Raw genomic sequence first — 15,214 nt, 5'->3', positions numbered from 1 at the left:
GCACCCGTCACCCGTTCCGGTTCGCCACCGCCAGCCACACCGCGCCGGCGGCGGCCAGCGCGATCCCCGCCGCGGTCCACCACGACCACCAGGTGAAGAACGCGACCACCAGCCCGACCGCGAGCAGCACGCCCCCGCCCACCGCCGCCGTGTCGTCGTTCCCGGTCCGCGAAAACCCGCCGGTGACGGCCATCAGCCCGCCCGCCCGTCGACCGCGGCCACGACGAGCGCCGCGCAGCGCGTCACCGGCAGGCCCCGCTCCCGCGCCATCGCCACGAGGGCCGCGTGCGCGGCCGGCCGGGTCAGCCCTTGTGCCGCGAGGACTTCGAGCGCCAGGCCGACGACGTCGGTGGCGGGCGGGGCGGCGGTGCGCACGGGCATCGGAGGACCTCCGGCTCGGTCGGGGTGCGGTGGACGCGACCGGTTACCCCGCCGCGTCCGCGTTCACACCGCTCCACCCAACTCTTCCGGGTGATGCCCGTTCAACTCCTGGCGAGCCACACCGCGCCGTCCGGCGGCACGCGGCCGCCGCCGAGCGGACCGCTCGCGAGCAGCACCCGGACACCGTCCGGCAGCGCGTACGGCTCGGCGGACAGGTTCACCACGCACCCGAACCCGGGCTCCCGCGTGAAGGACAGCACGCCGTCCGGGGCGGGCAGCCACGTCATCGTCCCGTCGCCCAGCGCGGGGTGCTCCCGGCGCTGGGCGAGGGCGGCGCGGTAGAGGCTCAGCATCGAGTCCGGGTCGCCCGCCTGGGCCGCCGCGGTCAGCGTCCGCCAGTGGGCGGGCTGCGGCAGCCACGTCGGCGCGTCGCCGCCGGTGAAGCCGAACGGCGGCGCCGAGCCCGACCACGGCAGCGGCACGCGGCAGCCGTCGCGGCCGCGGCGGGTGTGACCGGAGCGTTCCCACGTCGGGTCGGCGAGCACCTCCTCGGGCAGGTCCTCGACCTCCTCCAGGCCCAGCTCCTCGCCCTGGTACAGGTAGGCGCCGCCGGGCAGGGCGAGCATGAGCAGCAGCGCGGCCCGGGCCCGGCGCGGATCGCCGAACCGCGTCACGTGCCGGACGACGTCGTGGTTGGACAGCACCCAGGTCGCGGGCGCGCCGACCGCGCCGAGGGCGTCGAGCGTCCGGTCGATCACCTCGCGCAGGGCCGCGGCATCCCAGTCGCAGCGCAGGAAGTCGAAGTTGAACGCGGTGTGCAGCTCGTCCGGGCGGACGTACCGGGCGAGGCGGTCCGGCCGGTCGACCCACGCTTCGGCGACGAACACCCGGTCCGGGCCGAACTCGCCGGCGACCTTCCGCCACGCGCGGTAGATGTCGTGGACGCCGTCGAGGTCCCAGTGCGGGTGCCCGCTGCGGTCCGGCGGCTGCGCGATCTCCTCCTCGTCGGCGCCGAGGTCGGGGAACGCCGGGTCCTTGAGCAGGCCGTGGGCGACGTCGATGCGGACGCCGTCGACCCCGCGGGCGAACCAGAACCGCAGCAGGTCTTCGAATTCGGCGCGGACCTCGGGGTGGTCCCAGTTCAGGTCGGGCTGCTCGGGGGCGAACAGGTGCAGGTACCACTCGCCGTCGGCCACGCGGGTCCAGGCGGGCCCGCCGAAGACGCTGCGCCAGTCGGTCGGCGGCAGCTCGCCACCGGGGCCGCGGCCCGGCCGGAAGTGGTAGCGCGCGCGTTCGGGCGCGCCGGGCCCGGCGGCCAGCGCGGCCCGGAACCAGCGGTGGCGGTCGGAAGTGTGGTTCGGCACGACGTCGATCAGCACCCGCAGCCCGAGCCGGTGCGCTTCGGCGACCAGTTCCGGCACGTCGTAGTCGCTGCCGAACAGCGGGTCGGCTTCGCGGTGGTCTTCGACGTCGTACCCGCCGTCGACCATCGGCGAGCGGTACCACGGCGTGGTCCACACGGCGTCGATCCCGAGTTCGGCCAGGTACCCCAGCCTCGAGCGCAGCCCGGCGAGATCGCCGGTGCCGTCGCCGTTCGAGTCGGCGAAGCTGCGTACGTAGACTTCGTAAACCACGGCGTCCCGCCACCAATTCGCGTCCATGACACCGAGTATCCGGGACCCGGTGGCCTACGCTCGGCACGTGACCTGGGAGTGGGACGCGACCCTGTACGCCGGCAGCGCCGCGCACTACGCGCGCGGCCGGCTCCCCTACCCGGCGGCGCTCGGCGCGGCGTTCGCCGCCGCGCTGGGGCTGGACGGCTCCGGGCGGCTGCTCGACGTCGGCTGCGGACCGGGCTCGCTGACGCTGCTGCTGGCGCCGCACTTCGCCGAAGCGGTCGGGCTCGACGCGGACGCGGACATGCTCCGCGAAGCCGCCCGGCTCGACACCGGGAGCTGCCGGTGGGTGCACCGGCGGGCCGAAGAGCTGCCGGCCGGGCTCGGGGAGTTCCGGCTGGTGACGTTCGCCCAGTCGTTCCACTGGCTGGACCGGCCGCGGGTGGCCGCGGCGGTGCGCGGGATGCTGGCGCCGGGCGGCGTCCTCGCCCACGTCCACGCGACGACGCACGAAGGCGCCGAAGGAACCGTGCCGCGGGCGGCGATCACCGAGCTGGTCCGGAAGTACCTCGGCCCGGTGCGGCGCGCGGGCCGGGGCTCCCTGCCCGGCGGCACCGCCGGCGGGGAAGCCGACGTCTACCGCGCCGCGGGGTTCACCGGGCCGAGGCGGTTCGCGGTCCCGGGCCAAGCGGTCACCCGCACCGCGGACGAGGTCGTCGACAGCGTCTTCTCGTTGTCCAGCGCGGCACCCCACCTGTTCGGCGACCGGCTGCCGGAGTTCGAAGCGGAACTCCGGCAGCTGCTGCCCGGGACGTACGCCGAACGGTCCGGCGAGATCGCCGTCGACGTCTGGACGCCGGTCACCAGGGGTTGTTGAAGTCCTCTTCTTCCTCGACGGCCGCCCGCGGACGGCGGGCGGGCCGCGGCTCGTCCCGAACCGGCCGCGGGGACGGCGCCGGGGCCGGCGCGAACCCGCCCGGGCCGGGGTACTCCTCCGCATCGAAGGCGGAGGCCGGCTCGGCGTGGGACCGGTCGGTGCTCCAGCCGGACTTCGTCTTGCGCTGCGCGACCTCGCGGATGTGCTGCACGTACCGCTCGGCCGCCTGGACCTGCTTGGTCATGTACTCCTGCGAGCGGGCCTTGATCTCCTCGCCCTGCTGTTCGCGCAAGGCACGGCGATCGGCCTGCTCGCGGACGAGACCGTCCAGCTCGGCCTTCATCCCGGCGATGTCGCTCATGCGTCCTCCTTACCAGGTCCGGCGGGCGGACGGCGGGTCTTCGTCGTCGTGCAGCGAGCCGATGATCCGGCGGCCGGGCTCACCGAGGTTGTCGAAGACGGCGCCTTCGATCCGGTAGGCGGGCGACTTGCGTTCGGTGTCTCCCCCGCCGGCGCCGTGGCCGCCCATGGCGCCCATGCCCGGCATGCCGGCCATCGACGAACCGGCGGCCCCGGTCGCCCCGGCGGCCGCGGGTGCGAACGCCCCCGCGGGCTGCGGCTGCGCGGCCCCGGCGCCGGTGTGCGCGCCGCCGGACACCGGCGAGTCGCCGAGGCCCGCGCCACCCGGGTCGAAGCCCGCGCCGGTGACGCCGGCGCCGCCGTGCGAGCCGCCGCCGATCCCGGCCGGGGACGGGCTGCCCCCGCCGCCGTGCGCACCGCCGCCGGTGTCCCCGCCGTCGTGCGGCTTGAGGTCCTCGAGGGTGCCGCGGTGGGTGGGCAGGTCGTCGTCGAGCTTCTTCGACGGCGTGTCCCCGAGCGCGTCCGAGGGCTTGCCGTCCTCGCCGAGGGTGTAGGTCGTCGGCTTCCCGGTGCCGTCGTCGACGGTGACGACCGTGGGGCCGTCCGCGCCGTCGGGCCGCTCGGCGGTGATCTTCAGGTCGCCGTCCCGGATGTGGATCTTGCCGTCCGGGCCGGGGCGGTAGCAGTCGTCATCCGTCCCTTGTGGACCGTCGCCGGACTTGCCGTCACCCGACCAGTCGAGCTTGAAGTCCTTCGGGTCGCCGGGTCCGTCGCCGACCTTGATGTCCATCTTGCCGTCGTGGTCCGGCTCGGTCATCTCGAAGGTCTTGTCGCCCTGCTTGACCTTGAGGACGTCGGGGTCGTCGTCGCCCTTGGCGTCGGGCTTGCCGTCGCCGTCCTTGTCGACGTCCTTGCCGTCGCCGAGGAGGCTGTCGGGCTTGCCGTCGCCGTCGGTGTCGAGCCCGGTGTCGCCCGGCTCGGTCTTGATCGGGTCGCCGTCGAGGCCCTTGAGGGCATCGGCCGCCTTGTTCTTGGCGTCTTCCGCCGCCTGCTCGGCCGCGGCCTTGCCGTCGTCACCCGAGCCTGAGCCCGAGTCGCCGCCACCGCCCGAACCGGAACCACCGCCGAGGCCGCCGGCGCCGTCGTCGGTCTGGATGCCGGGACCGCTGAACTCGCTGAGCGCGTCCGCGGCCTTCTTCTTGGCCGCTTCGGCGGCCGCGGCCGCGGCGTCCTGGCCGCTCGCGGACGGGGACGGCGTCGACGAAGGTGAGGTGTCGTCCGACCCCGAACCCGAGCCGGAGCCCGAGCCGCCGCCCGGCCCGGAACCCGAGCCCGAGCCGCCACCGAGGCCGCCCGCGCCCTCGCCGGAGTCGGTCTGGATGCCGGGGCCGCTGAACTCCTTCAGCGCGTCCGACGCCTTCTGCTTGGCTTCCTCCGCGGCCTGCGCGGCCTGCTGCTTGGCCGCCTCCGCCTGGGCCGCCCCGTCGTCACCGCCGCCGGACCCGGAGCCGCCGGATGAGCCGGACCCGCCGCCGACGGACCCGCCGCCACCGGCGGAGCCGTCGGGGATGGACGGGATCGGACCGCCGCCACCCGCCCCGGAACCGCTCCCCGAGCCACCGCCCGAACCGCTGCCCGAACCACTGCCGTCCGCGCCGCTGGGCAGGTCGGTGCCGGAGCCCCCGCCGGCCCCCGCGCCCGGCGTGCCGGATCCCGAACCCGTGTCGGGGATCGACGGCACCGGGCCACCGCCCCCGCCGCTGCCCGAACCACCGGACCCCGAACCGGAGCCGCTGCCCGAACCGCCCGAGCCGGACCCGGACCCGTCACCCGAACCACCCGAGCCGGACCCGGACCCGCCGCCCGAACCACCCGAGCCGGACCCGGACCCGCTGCCCGAGCCACCCGGGCCACCGCCGGAGCCGCCGGCCGTGCCGGAACCCCCGGGTGCGCCGCTGCCCGAGCCGCCGGGCATCGAAACGCCCTCGAACTCGTTCTTGATCCCGCCCATGACCTTGTCGAGGGCGTCGTAGGCCTGGTCGACGAGGTCCTTCGTGTCCTTGCAGGTCTTCTCGAAGCCCTTGTACAGCCGGTCCCACATGTCGGGGTTGAACTGGTTCTGGATCCACTGCTTGGCCAGGTCCTGGCCGTGCTTCTTGATCTCGTCGCCGTCGCAGCAGCCCTGGTCGTTGAGGGTCTTGACCAGGTTGGTGCCGAAGTTGAGGTCCATCCAGCCCGCGATCTGGGCCAGGTCCTGCTCGTTGCCGTGCTCGCCGCTGGCCACCGCGACGACCTTCTGCGCCATCGTGTAGTCGGCCTTGCCGACCAGGTCGGTGTACATCCCGATGACGGCGTCGGCCTTGCCCTTGCACAGCTGGAACACCGTCGTGGCGGTGTTCTTGGTCGCCTCGCTCGCGTTGCCGAGCGTCTGGGACAGCTTGGCGGCCTTGGGCTGGATCTTGTCGTTGTAGGTGTCGGACGCCGCGTCGGCGCCCGCGCCGCTCCAGGTCTGGTACAGCGTGCCCAGCTGCGAGCCGGTGTCCTGCACCGTCCGGTCCACCGTCTCCGAACCGCGCTTGAAGTGCGCGGCGTCGGCGACGAAGTCCGCGAAGCTGATCCCGCGCTGTTCGTCGAATGGCGCGCGGATGTCCTTGTCGAGGTCCAGCGCGCGGGTGTTGCCGCGGCAGTCGGCCGGGATCTTCGCCAGCAGCGAGCCGAACGTCTCGAACAGCTTCAGCGCGGGCGCGGCGGCGTCGAAGATCTCGTCGGACGTCTTCGTCCCGCTGGTGCTCCCGTCGTCACCGGACGCGGGCGGCTGGGTGCCGTCGAGCTTCGACTTGCCGTCGTCGACGGCCTTCTTTTCCTGGTCCTCGTTGTAGGAGTTCTGGTCGCCGCTCTGCTTGGCCTTGTCGAAGGCCTCGTCGACCGACTGCCCGGCGAACAGCGGGTTGGCGTTGTACGCGTTCGCGTACTTCTCGGCTTCCTGCCGCTTCTGCTTGATTTCGTCCGGTTCCTGGTCGGCCAGGAACGGCGGCGGTGGCGGGTTTTCCCGCAGCCAGCTGCTGATCAGCGCGCTCTTCTGACCCGCCGGGACGCTCGGGTCGTCCAGCAGCGCCTTGACGTCGGACCACTTCTTCTTCTCGTCGGCCATCAGAGACTGCCCCCGGCGTTCGTGATCGCGCCGGACTGGTTGTCTTCGTTGGCGCTGTAGCTCGACCCGGCGGTGCCGAGGTTGGTGCCGAACGACCCCAGCGTGCTGCTGTAGCCGGAGACCGCGGCCCACAGCGCTTGCGCGCCCGCGGTGTACTTCGTCGCGTGGGTGCCGTGCGCCCGGCCGAACTTCTCCGCGGTCACCTGCGAATTCTGCAGGTCCGGGTTGTCGTCGAGCAGGTTTTCCGCCAGGTCACCGATCGTCTTCGAGGCCGTCGACAACGCCTCGGTCGTCGCGGTGTACCCCCCGCCGCTCATTTCAGCGCCTCTCCCTCAGTTCCGCCAGTTCCCAGGGCTTCCGCGAGCACGGCGGCCACCGAACCCACGTCGGTGAACCGATCGAGCTGGTCCAGGTCGATCGTCACGCCGTAGTAGACCTCCAGCGCCGCCAGCAGCTTGATCCGGCCTTTCGAGTCGATCCCCAGCTCCTCCAGGGGGGCGTCGGGCTCGACGAGGGCCGGGTCGAGCCGGAAGGTCTCGCTGACGACCTTCGTGACCTCGGCGCGGTGATCACCCACGGTCGCCACCATAACGTGCCTTCGCGGCCGACCGGGCGACCTTGCCGCTGGAGGTGCGCGGAAGTCCACCGGAAGGGACCAGATGCACCCTGCGGAGGGTGAGACCGTGCTCGGCGGACACCGCGCGCAGCACGGCCCGGGTCACTTCCTTGACGTCCGCTTCGGCGCCGCGCGCCCACTCCGCGACCACCACCGCCCCCTCGCCGCCGTCGTCGGTCACGCCGAACGCGGCGACGCGGTCGCGGCGGACGGCCGGGTGGGCCTCCCCGGCCGCGGCCTCGATGTCCTGCGGGTGGAAGTTGCGCCCGTCGATGACGATGAGGTCCTTGAGCCGCCCGGTGACGTAGAGGTCGCCGCGGTGCACGACGCCGAGGTCGCCGGTGCGCAGCCAGCCGCCGAGCCCGTCGAGGGTGGCGCCGAACGCGGCCGCGTCGCCGCGGCCCCAGTAGCCGGTCGCCACGTTCGGGCCGTGGATCCAGATCTCGCCGACGGCGCCGTCGGGCTGCTCGTGTCCGTCGTGGACGATCCGGACCCGCTGCCCGACCGGCCGCCCGACGGACACGAGTTCCTGCCCGTCGACGGTTTCGACCGCCTGTCCCTGGGCGAGGGCCTCGCGGTCGAAGACGGCGCCACGCGGCCCTTCCGGCCCGGCGCTCGCGACGTACACGGTGGCTTCGGCGAGCCCGTAGGACGGCCGGTACGCCTCGCGCCGGAACCCGTGCGGGCCGAAGACCTCGAGAAAGCGCTCCACCGTGGCCGGGCGGACGGGTTCGGCGCCGTTGAGCGCGACCCGCACGTCCGAGAGGTCGAGGCCGTCCTCGGCGCCCGCGTCCGCCGCGAGGTCGTAGGCGAAGTTCGGCGCGGCGGTGAACACGGCGGGGTGGTCGGCCAGCTGCCGCAGCCACCGCCGCGGCCGGTGAACGAACTCCGCCGGGGACATGAACACCGCGCGGCCGCCAGCGAAAACGGGCAGGCACAGCAGCTGGATCAGGCCCATGTCGTGGAAGAACGGGATCCAGCCGGCGCAGGTCGTGCCTTCGTCGACGGCGTAGGCCCGGCTCCCCTGCCAGCAGGCGGCGACGATCGCCCGGTGCGGGATCACCGCGCCCGCCGGCTCCCGCGTCGACCCCGACGTGTACTGCAGGTACGCGGGGGTCTCCGGGTCCGCGAACACCGGATCGGCGCCCGGCCCGGTCAGCTCGTCGACCACGACGACGTGGTCGTGCGCGGGCAGCCGCGCCGCCGCGGCCGCCGACGTCAGCCACACGCGCGCGCCGGAATCGGCCAGCACCCCGGCGAGCCGCTCGGCCTGCGCGGCGTTCGACGGCACCATCAGCGGGACCGCGACGAGGCCGGCGGCCAGCGCGCCGAAGAACGCGAGCGGGTAGGCGAGCTCCTGGCCCGCGAGGACCGCGACCCGCTCCCCCGGCTCGGCGGCCCGCCGCAGCCCGCCCGCGACCACGCGGACCCGGGCGGCGAACTCGGCCCAGGTCAGCGTGTGCTCGGCGGCGTGGGTGTGGTCCTGGTGGGTGTACAGCGGCCGCGGGTCGTCCGCGCGGGCGAAGAGCCGCTCCACGATCGAGACGCGCAGCACGTCCTCGGGCACGGTCACCGGCGCGGTCGGACGGGGCACGCTGCGGAACCTACCGGTCGGCCCAGAGGTCCCCGAGCCCGGCCACGTCGACGACCGCGCACGTGCGCGGGAACAGCGTCCCGGTGAGGAAGTCGTGCGTCGCCGCTTCGCGGTCGGCGCAGGCGTCGCGCAGGACGACGACGCGGTAGTCGCGGTCCATCGCTTCGCGGACCGTGCTCAGCACGACGCCGCTGGTGCTGATCCCGGCGAGGACGAGCGTCGTGATCCCGCGCGCACGCAGCTGCGCTCCGAGGTCGGTGGTGGTGAAGGCGCCGACGCGGATCTTGCGCACCCGGACGTCCTCGTCCCGGGGCGCGAGCCGGGCGTCGAGCTGCGTGCCGGGTGCGTCGGCGCGCATGGCGGCCCGGTGGTCCGCGGTCGCGATCGCCGCGAACACGCTCGTTTCCGGGACGGCGTCGAACTCGGTGTCTTCGAACGCGACGCGCACCCAGCCGACGTGCCCGCCGTGCGCGCGGACGTCGTCGACGGCGGCGGTGACGCGGTCGAGCAGCGGGCCGGTGTCGGAGAGCTGCGCGACGATCCCGTTCTGGTAGTCCATCACGAGCAGGGCGGTGCGGTCCGGGTCAAGCGTGGTCATCTTCGTCCTCGGGTCGGGTGGTGCGCGGGGAAAGGGAACGGTCGAACACGGTCAGCAGCAGGAAGACGACCCCGATGCCGACGAGCAGCAGCGCGAAGCCGTGCAGGCCGGCGGTTTCGGCGGCGGGGCCGAAGAACGCGCCCTGCAGCGCGGACGAGACGATCGCGCCGAGGTAGCCGAACGTGCGCAGCAACCCGGCCGACGCGGCGATGTCGGCGGGATTCGCCTGGCGGTACACGGAGTTCTGCAGCGCCAGGCTGTTCAGGCCCTGTGGCACCCCGGCCACGAGCGCGAGCACGACGAGCAGCCAGACCGCGGCCGAGGCGTCGAGGGTCAGCAGCAGCGCGCAGCCCGCGAGCTGCCCGAACGCGGCGACGACCAGCTTGCCGCGCACGGCTTCCCGGCGGCCGCTGACGAGCGACACGACGATCCCGGTCGCGAACAGCGGCAGCGTCGCGAGCCCGGCCTCGGCCGCCGACAGGCCGCGGGTGTGCTCGAGCCATTGCGTGTAGCCGTAGAGGAAGCTGTAGGCCACGACGTAGGCGAGCAGCGCGCGGCCGTACGTGCGCAGCAGCGGGCCGTTGCGGCCGAGCAGCCGCAGGTCGATGAACGGGTGCGCGCAGGTCAGTTCGCGCACGGCGAAGCCCGCGGCCCCGGCGGCGGCGAGCACCGGCAGGTACCACTCCCCCGCGGCCGGGTGCATCAGGAACAGCAGCAGCGCGACGAGCGTGCCGGCGAACAGCGCCATCCCGGGGAAGTCGAGGTCGAACCCGCCCTTCGGCGCGCGTTTCGGCACCTTCGGGAACCGGCGGGCGCCGAGGACGAAGGCGGCCAGTGCGATCGGGACGTTGACGGCGAAGGTCGCGCGCCAGCCGCCGACGCCGATCAGCAGGCCGCCCAAGGCCGGGCCGATCACCGAGATCGTCTGGGTCGAGATCGCCAGCACGGTGAGCACGAAGGCGGGGCTGTCACGGCCGGTGCGCTCGCTTTCGTCGCGGATGAGCCGCATCGCCGCCGGGTAGCCCGCGCAGGTGCCGAAGCCGAGGACGACCCGGGCGGCGATCAGCACCCCGAGGTTCGGCGCGCACGTGCCGAGCACGCCCGCCACCCCGACCAGCGCCGTCGCCGGGAGGAACAGCCGCCGCGGGCCGTAGCGGTCGATCAGCCGCCCGACGACCGGCTGCCCGACCGCGGTGGCCAGGTACAGCGCGGAGATCAGCCACGCGGTCGCCGACGCCGGCTGGCCGAACGCCACGCCGATCGGCACCAGCGCGACCGCGATGATCGTGGAGTTGACCGGGTTCAGCACCGCGCCCGAAATGAGCGGGGCCAGCAGCTTCCGGTCGAACCCGGCCCGCGCCCGGTCGCGCGTCGTCACGGTTCGACGATGCGGCCGAGCAGGGCCAGCGCCTCGGTGACCACGGCCAGTTCGTCGTCGGTGAGCCGCTCCGCGAGGCTCCGGGCCAGCCACTCCTCCCGCGAGGCACGGGCTCCCCTGCCGTACGCGCGGCCTTCGGGCGTGAAGTGGATCAGCTGGCGGCGGCCGTCGTCCGGATCGGCCTCGCGGCGGACGAGGCCGAGCTTCTCCAAAGCGGCCACGGTCGCGGCCATCGACTGCGGGCGCACCCGCTCGGCCCCGGCCAGCACGCTCGCCGTCGTCGGCTCCAGTTTCGCGAGCCGGGCGAGCGCCGAGGCCTGCGCCGAGGTCAGATCGCCGACCGCGGTCGCGTCCATCATCTTCCGCCGCAGCCTGCCGACGAGCACGCGCAACGCCTGCGCGGCCGCGACCGCCGGGGCGGGAACCGTTTTCGGAGCCATATCGACAGGGTAAACTGATCAGGTAACCCTGTCGAGTTTTCGCCGACGACGAGAGCCGGCATTTCCGGTACCTTCCGGGCCATGGCCGCACCGGAAGCGCTCGTCGCCGCTCTCTCGGACCCCGAACGCCTGCTGCTGTTCGCCCGCATCTGCGCCGCGCCCGAGGGGCTTCCGGCGGGCGAGGTCCCGGCCAAGCCGGTCAGACGGCTGACCGGCGCGGGTCTCGTCGTGGCGGACGGCGACCGCTACCGGCCGGTGCCCGGCGTCTTCCGCGAAGCACTCGCGAAGGGACCCGCCGACCCGCTCGACGGGCTGTTCCGCCACGGCAGGCTCGTCACGATCCCGCATTCGGGCAAGCGGCGGCAGCTGCTCCTCGCCACCCTCGCCGAGCGGTTCGAGCCCGGCCGCCTCTACACCGAGCAGGACGTCCGCGAGAAGCTCGTGATGGTCCACGACGACCACGCGACCCTGCGCCGCTACCTGATCGACGAAGGCCTGCTGCAGCGCAGCAACGACGGCGGCGCCTACGGCCGCCCGTCGGAGGCCCGCGCCGCCGGCTGAGTCGCGGGGAGGTCGAACGCCGCCAGCACGGCGGGATCGGCGAACACGACGTTGTGCGCCACGCCCGCCTTCGTCACGGTGAACACCTGCAGGGTGTGCAGCCGGAAGACCCCGGCGTCGTCGCGGCAGTACGCGACCAGCGCGGGCTGGCCGTTGGCCGCCGCGCGCGTCATCCGCCAGTCCGGGCCGCGCATCGCGAAGAGCCGTCCGAGGAACCGGCCGTAGTCGTCGCGGCCGCGGAACCACAGCGGCACCGGCGGCATCTCCATGACGACGTCGTCGGCCAGCAGCTCGACCAGCCCGGCGACGTCGGCGCGTTCGAACGCCCGCACGTACCGGTCCAGGATCGCCGCCACCGCGGCGTCGGCCGGCTCGGCGACCTCCTCCACGGACACCCCGCCGAGGCCCGCGCGAGCCCGTTGCAGCGCGCTGTTGACCGCCGCGGGGGTGGTGTCGAGGAACCCGGCGACCTCCGCGGCGCTGAACTCGAGGACGTCGCGCAGGATCAGCACCGCGCGCTGCTTCGGCGGCAGCGTCTGCATCGCCGCCAGCAACGCCAGCCGGAGCGTGCCCCGGCCGGGATCGTCCGGGCGCGCGTCCGGGAACGGCTGCAGCCACGGGATTTCGAACGACGGCGTCAGCGGTGCGGCCGGGTCGTCGCTCGGGTGCCCGAGCCCGGACGGCAGCGGGCGGCGGGCGCGCCCTTCCAGCGCGGTGAGGCAGGCGTTGGTCGCGATGCGGTGGAGCCAGGTGCGCACCGAAGCCCGCGCCGGGTCGTAGCCCGGCCACGCTTTCCAGGCGCGGACCAGGGTTTCCTGGACCAGGTCCTCGGCCTCGTGCACCGAGCCGAGCATGCGGTAGCAGTGCGCCAGCAGCTCACGGCGGTGCGGCTCGGCGGCCGCGGCGAAGTCCGGCATCGGCGTCCCTCCCGCCGGGGAATGTACCGGCGGGAGGGAGCGGAGCGCTCACAGGTCGTCGAAGTCCTCGGGCCGCAGGGCGTCGAGTTCGGCGCGGAACCGGGCGACCTCGGCCTCGGTGTCCAGCACGTCGGCGGCCGGTCCTTCGGTCTCCTGCTCGACCTCCAGCTGCACGGACGCGACGTCGAGCACCTCTTCGGCGACCCGGATCGGCGCGCCCTGGCGCAGGCCGAGCGCGACCGCGTCGCTCGGGCGGGCCGACACGCGGGTGCCGGAGGCGAGCACGAGGTCGGCGTAGAAGATCCCGTCGCGCACCTCGGTCAGCTCGACCGCGGCGACGCCCTGGCCGAACGCCGCGAGTACGTCGCCGAGCAGTTCGATCGTGCCCGGGCGCGGCTGCGCGATCTGCTCCCGGGCCCGCACGAGGGCTTCGGCCTCGCCGTAGCCGATCATGATGGCGAGCCAGCGGCGGGCGCCGTCGGGTTCCCGGAGCAACATCAGGGGCGCCTCCCCCGGCACCGGAACGGCCATCCCCACGACCTCGATCGGGATCACGCTGACCACCGCACCCTCCGTGTCAAGACTCCTCCGCACTCCTCCGCGCGCGAGGTACCCAGAATGGCGGGGCGGCAACCCGGTTCGGGCCGGGAGTTTTTCACCCCGGCTCTTCTCGGCTGCGGACAACGCCGGAACGCCTTGCCCCGGCCCCGGCGGCGCTGTCACCGTCGTGGGGTGGAACCGACGATTTCGCGCAGCGTGACCGTCCCCGCCGGCGCGGGCGCGGTGTGGTCGTGGGTCACCGACCTGCCGCGGATGGGCGAGCTGAGCCCGGAGAACGTCGGCGGCCGCTGGCTCGACGGCACCGGCCCGGCCCTCGGCGCGCGGTTCCGCGGCCGCAACGAGAACGGCGCCCTGCAGTGGTGGACGCGGGTGCGGGTGGTCGCGTTCGAGCCGGAGCGCCGGTTCGCCTTCGACGTGCGGACGCCGTTCGGCTCGCGGGTTTCGCGCTGGGAGTACGTGCTGGCGCCGGCCCCGGACGGCTGCGTGGTCACCGAGAACTGGTACCGGATCGGCAGCTGGATCGTGCGGAAGTTCATGGGCCCGCGGGTCACCGGCCGCGCCGACCGGCCCGGGTACAACGTCGAGTCGATCGAGTACACCCTCGCGGCGCTCAAGGCCCGGGCCGAAGCGCAGGCCGCCGCGGCGTGAGCTGGATCGCTCCGAACAGGTCAGTCTCTTGTTGAAACTCACGTTCTCCGGCTAGGTTGCTTTTTCGGACCTAGGAGGGACATGACCGACACCGCGCCGAAGCCCGGCCTCGTGCTGCTGGTCGTCTCGACGGCGGCGTTCCTGGCCAGCCTCGACACGTTCATCGTCACCATCGCCTTCCCCGGCATCCGGGCCGCGTTCCCCGGCGACGACCTGGCGACGCTGTCGTGGGTGCTCAACGGCTACACGGTGCTGTTCGCCGCCTGCCTCGCCCCGGCCGGGCGGCTCGCCGACCGCTACGGCCGGAAGCGGCTGTTCCTCGCCGGCGTCGCGGTGTTCACGCTGGCCTCGGCCGCCTGCGCGCTGGCGCCGTCGATCCCGGTCCTGGTCCTCTTCCGCGCGGTGCAGGCGGCCGGCGCGGCGCTCGTGATGCCGACGTCACTGGCGCTGCTGCTGACGGCGTTCCCGCCGCACCGGCGGCCACTGGCGGTGGGGGTCTGGGCGTCGGTGGGCGCGGCGGCCGCGGCGCTCGGCCCGCCGGTCGGCGGCCTGCTCGTCGAGGCGTCCTGGCGCTGGGTGTTCCTGGTGAACCTGCCGATCTGCGCGGCGACGCTGCTGGCCGGCCCGCGGGTGCTGCGCGAGTCCCGGGACACCTCGACCGGCGTCCCGGACCTGCTCGGCGCGGCCGGCCTGCTGATCGGCGTGGGCGCCCTCGCCTACGCGCTGGTCTCGGCCCCGGACGACGGCTGGGGCTCGCCCGGCGTCCTGGCGGCGTTCGCGGTGGCGGCGCTCGCGCTGGCGTGGGTCCCGCTGCGCTCGGCGCGCCACGCGGTCCCGGTGCTGGACCTGCCGGCGCTGCGCGTCCCGACGCTGTGGCTGGCGTGCGCGACGACGGGCGTGTTCGCGGCCGGCTTCGCGGCGATGCTGTTCGGCAACGTGCTGTTCCTGACCTCGATCTGGCACGACTCGATCCTGGTCGCGGGACTTTCACTGGCCCCGGGCCCGCTGGTGGTGGTCCCGGTGTCCATCCTCGGCGGCCGGTTCGTCCACCGCTTCGGCCCGGGCCCGATCGTCGCCCTCGGCGCGGTTTCGTTCGGCGCGGGGGCGCTGATCTGGGTGCTGCGGATGGGCGCGACCCCGGACTACGCGGCGTCGATGCTGCCGGGGCAGTTGCTGACGGGGGTCGGGGTGGGGTTGATCCTGCCGAGCCTGTCCGGAGTGGTGGGCACGGTCCTGCCGCCCGCGCGCTGGGGCGCGGGCTCGTCGACGGTGACGACGATGCGGCAGATCGGCACGGTGCTGGGAACGGCGGTACTGGTGGCGGTGTTCGCGGGAACCCCGGATCTGGCGGACTTCCGCCGCGGATGGCTGGTGGTGGTCGCGACGGCGGCGGCGACTTGCCTGGGCGGGTTGCTGATCGCGGCGCGGCGGCGCACGGACCACTACGTGGAGGATCTCAGCTTCGAAAAATCCCCGACGAAGTTGTAACGGGCGTCTTCCGCCGGTCGAGTACTGC

17 protein-coding genes are annotated in these 15,214 nt (G+C 74.0%); 4 read left to right on the top strand and 13 right to left on the bottom strand.

The genetic code is table 11. From position 1 onward, the window contains the following. Positions 1 to 7: 7 nt before the first annotated feature. From AB5J73_RS31410 to AB5J73_RS31400, 3 genes are all read right to left on the bottom strand, one after another. The gene (locus AB5J73_RS31410; protein ID WP_370962288.1) at positions 8 to 193 is read right to left on the bottom strand and encodes a hypothetical protein; all 186 of its coding nucleotides are present in this window, start codon (positions 191 to 193) and stop codon (positions 8 to 10) included. Beyond that, positions 193 to 381, bottom strand: coding sequence for a hypothetical protein (locus tag AB5J73_RS31405; RefSeq protein ID WP_370962287.1), 189 nt, complete (start codon positions 379 to 381; stop codon positions 193 to 195). Before AB5J73_RS31405 ends, AB5J73_RS31410 begins: the two co-directional genes overlap by 1 nt. A 101-nt stretch (positions 382 to 482) precedes the next feature. Continuing rightward, positions 483 to 2,042, bottom strand: a complete 1,560-nt coding sequence (locus AB5J73_RS31400) for a glycoside hydrolase family 13 protein (protein WP_370962286.1) — start codon at positions 2,040 to 2,042, stop codon at positions 483 to 485. 40 nt (positions 2,043 to 2,082) lie between these two features. Here AB5J73_RS31400 and AB5J73_RS31395 point away from each other — a divergent pair, with 40 nt between their 5' ends. Further along, positions 2,083 to 2,874, top strand: a complete 792-nt coding sequence (locus AB5J73_RS31395; protein WP_370962285.1) for a trans-aconitate 2-methyltransferase — start codon at positions 2,083 to 2,085, stop codon at positions 2,872 to 2,874. On the opposite strand, the gene AB5J73_RS31390 is transcribed toward AB5J73_RS31395, so the two are convergent. Genes AB5J73_RS31390 through AB5J73_RS31355 form a run of 8 tightly spaced genes read right to left on the bottom strand, consistent with a single transcriptional unit; the run spans position 2,858 to position 11,011 of the window. Further along, entirely contained in the window at positions 2,858 to 3,235 is a 378-nt protein-coding gene (locus AB5J73_RS31390) for a hypothetical protein (protein WP_370962284.1), read from the bottom strand. The genes AB5J73_RS31395 and AB5J73_RS31390 overlap by 17 nt on opposite strands. Positions 3,236 to 3,244: 9 nt before the next feature. Further along, positions 3,245 to 6,385 carry a WXG100 family type VII secretion target gene (locus AB5J73_RS31385; protein WP_370962283.1) on the bottom strand — a complete coding sequence of 1,047 codons (3,141 nt, stop codon included), beginning with the start codon at positions 6,383 to 6,385 and terminating at the stop codon, positions 3,245 to 3,247. Beyond that, complete coding sequence (locus AB5J73_RS31380; protein WP_370962282.1) at positions 6,385 to 6,702, bottom strand: hypothetical protein; 318 nt, start codon at positions 6,700 to 6,702, stop codon at positions 6,385 to 6,387. Before AB5J73_RS31380 ends, AB5J73_RS31385 begins: the two co-directional genes overlap by 1 nt. After that, the gene (locus AB5J73_RS31375) at positions 6,699 to 6,962 is read right to left on the bottom strand and encodes an acyl carrier protein (protein WP_247024143.1); all 264 of its coding nucleotides are present in this window, start codon (positions 6,960 to 6,962) and stop codon (positions 6,699 to 6,701) included. Before AB5J73_RS31375 ends, AB5J73_RS31380 begins: the two co-directional genes overlap by 4 nt. Continuing rightward, positions 6,955 to 8,595, bottom strand: coding sequence for a fatty acyl-AMP ligase (locus tag AB5J73_RS31370; RefSeq protein ID WP_370962281.1), 1,641 nt, complete (start codon positions 8,593 to 8,595; stop codon positions 6,955 to 6,957). Before AB5J73_RS31370 ends, AB5J73_RS31375 begins: the two co-directional genes overlap by 8 nt. A 10-nt stretch (positions 8,596 to 8,605) precedes the next feature. Continuing rightward, a complete protein-coding gene (locus tag AB5J73_RS31365) occupies positions 8,606 to 9,193 on the bottom strand; it encodes a cysteine hydrolase (protein WP_370962280.1) in 588 nt (195 codons plus the stop codon). Beyond that, positions 9,180 to 10,571 (bottom strand): MFS transporter, encoded by a 1,392-nt coding sequence (locus AB5J73_RS31360; protein ID WP_370962279.1) that lies wholly within the window; start codon positions 10,569 to 10,571, stop codon positions 9,180 to 9,182. The genes AB5J73_RS31365 and AB5J73_RS31360 overlap by 14 nt, the downstream gene beginning before the upstream one ends. Continuing rightward, positions 10,568 to 11,011: a MarR family winged helix-turn-helix transcriptional regulator gene (locus AB5J73_RS31355; RefSeq protein WP_370962278.1), complete on the bottom strand. Its 444-nt coding sequence runs from the start codon at positions 11,009 to 11,011 to the stop codon at positions 10,568 to 10,570. Before AB5J73_RS31355 ends, AB5J73_RS31360 begins: the two co-directional genes overlap by 4 nt. Positions 11,012 to 11,092: 81 nt before the next feature. Between AB5J73_RS31355 and AB5J73_RS31350 the strand changes: the two genes are divergently transcribed. Beyond that, the gene (locus AB5J73_RS31350) at positions 11,093 to 11,572 is read left to right on the top strand and encodes a DUF2087 domain-containing protein (RefSeq protein WP_370962277.1); all 480 of its coding nucleotides are present in this window, start codon (positions 11,093 to 11,095) and stop codon (positions 11,570 to 11,572) included. On the opposite strand, the gene AB5J73_RS31345 is transcribed toward AB5J73_RS31350, so the two are convergent. Both AB5J73_RS31345 and AB5J73_RS31340 read right to left on the bottom strand, forming a co-directional pair. Further along, positions 11,536 to 12,489, bottom strand: a complete 954-nt coding sequence (locus AB5J73_RS31345; protein ID WP_370962276.1) for a sigma-70 family RNA polymerase sigma factor — start codon at positions 12,487 to 12,489, stop codon at positions 11,536 to 11,538. The two genes, AB5J73_RS31350 and AB5J73_RS31345, sit on opposite strands and share 37 nt — an antisense overlap. Positions 12,490 to 12,537: 48 nt before the next feature. Beyond that, the gene (locus AB5J73_RS31340; RefSeq protein WP_370962275.1) at positions 12,538 to 13,053 is read right to left on the bottom strand and encodes a bifunctional nuclease family protein; all 516 of its coding nucleotides are present in this window, start codon (positions 13,051 to 13,053) and stop codon (positions 12,538 to 12,540) included. Positions 13,054 to 13,221: 168 nt separating this feature from the next. Here AB5J73_RS31340 and AB5J73_RS31335 point away from each other — a divergent pair, with 168 nt between their 5' ends. Next, a complete protein-coding gene (locus AB5J73_RS31335; RefSeq protein ID WP_370962274.1) occupies positions 13,222 to 13,698 on the top strand; it encodes an SRPBCC family protein in 477 nt (158 codons plus the stop codon). A gap of 81 nt (positions 13,699 to 13,779) precedes the next feature. Then, positions 13,780 to 15,186, top strand: a complete 1,407-nt coding sequence (locus tag AB5J73_RS31330; protein ID WP_370962273.1) for an MFS transporter — start codon at positions 13,780 to 13,782, stop codon at positions 15,184 to 15,186. Positions 15,187 to 15,214: the final 28 nt, after the last annotated feature.

The organism is Amycolatopsis sp. cg9, assembly GCF_041346945.1.
Lineage (GTDB): Bacteria > Actinomycetota > Actinomycetes > Mycobacteriales > Pseudonocardiaceae > Amycolatopsis.
Note: the sequence above shows the minus strand (reverse complement) of the source record. Positions and strands in the feature narration are given on the sequence as shown.

Bases quoted from the DNA above. Each gene is read 5' to 3' on its own strand.
- AB5J73_RS31410 (WP_370962288.1), bottom strand. From the start codon at position 193: ATGGCCGTCACCGGCGGGTTTTCGCGGACCGGGAACGACGACACGGCG.
- AB5J73_RS31405 (WP_370962287.1), bottom strand. From the start codon at position 381: ATGCCCGTGCGCACCGCCGCCCCGCCCGCCACCGACGTCGTCGGCCTG.
- AB5J73_RS31400 (WP_370962286.1), bottom strand. From the start codon at position 2,042: ATGGACGCGAATTGGTGGCGGGACGCCGTGGTTTACGAAGTCTACGTA.
- AB5J73_RS31390 (WP_370962284.1), bottom strand. From the start codon at position 3,235: ATGAGCGACATCGCCGGGATGAAGGCCGAGCTGGACGGTCTCGTCCGC.
- AB5J73_RS31385 (WP_370962283.1), bottom strand. From the start codon at position 6,385: ATGGCCGACGAGAAGAAGAAGTGGTCCGACGTCAAGGCGCTGCTGGAC.
- AB5J73_RS31380 (WP_370962282.1), bottom strand. From the start codon at position 6,702: ATGAGCGGCGGGGGGTACACCGCGACGACCGAGGCGTTGTCGACGGCC.
- AB5J73_RS31365 (WP_370962280.1), bottom strand. From the start codon at position 9,193: ATGACCACGCTTGACCCGGACCGCACCGCCCTGCTCGTGATGGACTAC.
- AB5J73_RS31355 (WP_370962278.1), bottom strand. From the start codon at position 11,011: ATGGCTCCGAAAACGGTTCCCGCCCCGGCGGTCGCGGCCGCGCAGGCG.
- AB5J73_RS31350 (WP_370962277.1), top strand. From the start codon at position 11,093: ATGGCCGCACCGGAAGCGCTCGTCGCCGCTCTCTCGGACCCCGAACGC.
- AB5J73_RS31345 (WP_370962276.1), bottom strand. From the start codon at position 12,489: ATGCCGGACTTCGCCGCGGCCGCCGAGCCGCACCGCCGTGAGCTGCTG.
- AB5J73_RS31330 (WP_370962273.1), top strand. From the start codon at position 13,780: ATGACCGACACCGCGCCGAAGCCCGGCCTCGTGCTGCTGGTCGTCTCG.